This window comes from Clostridium chromiireducens (assembly GCF_002029255.1).
Lineage (GTDB): Bacteria > Bacillota > Clostridia > Clostridiales > Clostridiaceae > Clostridium > Clostridium chromiireducens.
Map to the genome: position 1 here is coordinate 1 of NZ_MZGT01000150.1, position 3,739 is coordinate 3,739.

A 3,739-nucleotide genomic window follows, 5' to 3' on the forward strand; every position below is an offset into this window, starting at 1 on the left:
CTATACATAAGTAATGTAATAATATTCAACATTTATAAAATAAAGGTTGGAAGTCTAAACTATACCTCCAACCTTACCAAATGATCATATTACTTTTTGAAGTTTACACAAAAATCTTGACAGACTCGATTAATTATCTATACTTAGTAAGAAATTTATAATAATATAGAAACTTTTTTAAAATTATGAATATATCTTCTAACAATGGTTAGAATAATATTCGTACCCCATAATACTCAAGCACTAAAGTTTATCATTTTAATTTAGTGCTTATTTCCAAAGAAAGCTCCCAATAGACGCAAGATGTTTATTGGGAGCTTTTGTTTTTAATCTATTTATAACCATTTCTTTTATAGAAGTTGTTTAAAATATGCTTTTATTTTAACTTCATATTAATAGGTAATCCTACTCCATAATTAATTTATATATAACTAGAAATAAGGACATGTTTTTATTGTATGTTGCATTAGAATTTAGATATTTATTTTCCGACAGTCCAATTTTCTGGGGTCGCATATATTGAAACTCCATCTTTTGCACTTGTTTCGTATATAGTTACTCCATTTGAAACTAAGTTCTTATAAGCAATACCTTTTGTGCTGCCATCTTTATCTCTGCTTATAACTCCCATTATTGGTTTTAAATATCTTACGAAATCTGGTGTGGATGATGTATCATAACCATGGTGAGATACCTTTAGTACATCAATTTGTTTTCCTTGTAGTAAATCACTTTTCCAGAAGTCCTTTTCTGAATTCCATTCCATATCAGCAGCAAATAATGCTTTCAAATCTCCATAATTTAAAAATACTATTGCTGAATTTTCATTAACTCCCCAATAATCTGCTACAATTTGAGGAGTTCCTATTGGACCAAAATTCTTATCCGATTCCACAAATTGTAAAACATTATCTTTATCAATAAATTCACCTTTTTTTGTATTAGTGAATTCTAGATTTTTATCTTTCATCGCTTTTACCGCATCATTATAAACGTTATAATCTATTTTCATCATCTCTACATTGGCTCTATTTTCTTCTGTAACTTCTATATTTGAATACCAATCTTTCATCTTTGCGATTTCAGGCATATAAACTTTTTTTACATTAAAGTTTTCCAAAATTGACGCTAGTCCACCAATATGATCTGAATGTGCATGAGTAATTATTATATAATCAACTACTCCTTTACCATCATCTTTTTTTAAGTTTTGCTCTTTTAAGAAATTAATTACATCTTGTGAACTTTCCGGAGTTCCAGTATCGATTAATGCTGTTTCTCCACTTGGAAGTTTGATAAAAGCACAATCCGCATTTCCAACACTTAGGTATTTTATAAATAAATGTTCTTTGACATCTCCAGGACCTATGTATTTACCATTATCGTCAAATCTTTCTGCTACATTATCTATGATTGCATTTCCAGTTATAGCACTGCTGTCTGCTTTAATATAATACTTGCTACTTCTAGTTTTTACCCATTCATTTGCTGACATTGTTCCATCATTTTCTGAATAATAGAGCTTTCCTTGATTGATATAAAAACCTGTTTGGAGAATGCCAGTAGCTCCAAAAAAGTACCATTTATCATCTATGTATTTTTTTCCTATAGACATTACACCCTCATCATTAAAGTAATATCTATTTCCATCACCTTTAATCCATCCGGTTTGCATTATTCCGTCTTTATCAAGATAATACCAGTTATATTTTATGTATTTCCAACCTGTTTGTTTAACTCCTGCTTCATCAAAATAATACCATGATTTATGAATTTCTTTCCAGCCTGTTATTGCAGAATGATCTTCATCTAAATAGTACTCATTATCATTCTTTACATTCGGGTTTTCATCTTTTTCCTTAAACCAGCCTTTTTCTTTTACTATTCCATCTTTAGTTGCATAATATAATTTTCCATTAATATTCTTCCATCCTGAAATATTTTCTGTTAATGGATTCTCTTCTTTTTTAACTGCTGATGAATTTTCAGTTTCACTCACATTCTCACTGCTTTGACTTTGCTCTGAATTATTTGAAGTTGAGTTTGTACTTTTATTATTTGTTGTGTTTGTTTTATTATCATTTTGTGTATTAGCTATATTAGTATTAGTTTGATTTTCATTATTACTTATATCCGTACTTGTCTGATTTACTTTATCCTCTGCTCTTACTATAGTTCCCATATAAGACATACATAAAAACAAGATGATTGGAACTACGATTAATATCTTTTTAAAATTATTTCGCATAACCCTGCTGCCTCCTTAATACTCATAAGGAATATTGTACCTCATAAAGAATACTCTTTCAATTTCTACACAATTTATATACTTCCACTTTTCTACATTTAAGTAGTCTAGAATCTATTTTAAGCATTTTTTCTATCTTTCTTAATCAAGTTGGTCTAATTAATTGTAATCTATAGGTTTTGTTAGTTTTTTAATCTATTTGAATTAAATATTTAGGAAGCCTTTTCCTCTAACCTCAGAAGTATCTATTATTGTTATAAATGCATTTGGATCAATATGATGTACAGCTGATTTTAACTCAACCATTTGATGTGAGCTCACAATGCAATAAAGCATCTTTTTCTTATCATGAGTATACTCGCCTTCAGCAAATAGAGATGTAATTCCTCTATTTAAGTCTCTTATCACATACTCAATAATTTCCTCTTCCTTTCTAGTTAAAATAAGAAGCAACTTTCTACTATTGAATCCTTTTAATACTCTATCAAGAACCATACTCTGAATAAACAGAGAAATAATTGTATACAACGCTTGTTGGAGTCCAAAAATCACTGCTCCTATAATAACTATGAGTAAGTTAAGAGAAAATCCTAAAGTACCTATGTTAAAATTCGAATACTTTTTTCTAATTAACATAGTTATAATATCAGTACCTCCTGTAGAACCATGCCTTAAGAAAACCATTCCGTAACCAATACCACATAAAACTCCACCATATATACAAAAAATTAGTAAATCTCGTTCAATATTAATCAAATATACTAATGATTTTGTTATTATAAGTGATGTCGAAAGACAAAGCATACCTATTGTTGTATAAACAGTAAAGCACCTATCAAGTTTTTTATAGCTCAATATGATTAATGGTATATTAATTATTAGTACCCCTATACCCGCTGGAACTTTAAGTGTATACTCTACAATCAAAGCTATACCTGTAGCACCACCACTTAGAAGTCTTGCATGTGCCAAAAATAGATTTACTCCCATGGACGCTATCATACATCCTAAAAAAATAAAAAACACATCAACTATGTTACCTCTGTACTTATAATAATACGCTCCCATTTAAATACTCCTTACAATTTGAATATAATTACCAAATATAATTCTATATTCAATCAGCCGTATTTTCAACAAAACTTCTTTTCTTTCTACAATTAGTGTTTGTGATTTCTCAAACAATTATTAATAATTTTATCTATATATTAAAGCGTTGAATACTTGTATAAATAAATATTAATTATTAAAGGATTTCTGTTCATATTTACTAAAATTATCAACTTTATTTACATTTCAAAATATATCTCATATCCGAAAGGAATTGGATTCTTTTGTACAGTATTGTATTTGGAATAAAATTATAGTTCTTTAGAAAAATAAAAAATACAATATACTGGTTAATTTCAAAATGAAATACCAATATATTGTATTAAAATTCAATCTTAATATTTAAAAAATTATTTTTTAAATATTAATTTATCTTTATAT

Annotated in this window: 2 protein-coding genes; both read right to left on the reverse strand. The window is 27.9% G+C overall.

All coding sequences use genetic code 11. The features are described from left to right. Window positions 1–481: 481 nt before the first annotated feature. Window positions 482–2,248: an MBL fold metallo-hydrolase gene (locus CLCHR_RS23930; RefSeq protein WP_079442441.1), complete on the reverse strand. Its 1,767-nt coding sequence runs from the start codon at window positions 2,246–2,248 to the stop codon at window positions 482–484. Window positions 2,249–2,452: 204 nt separating this feature from the next. Continuing rightward, window positions 2,453–3,316 carry a YitT family protein gene (locus CLCHR_RS23935; protein WP_079442442.1) on the reverse strand — a complete coding sequence of 288 codons (864 nt, stop codon included), beginning with the start codon at window positions 3,314–3,316 and terminating at the stop codon, window positions 2,453–2,455. Between the last annotated feature and the right edge of the window lie 423 nt (window positions 3,317–3,739).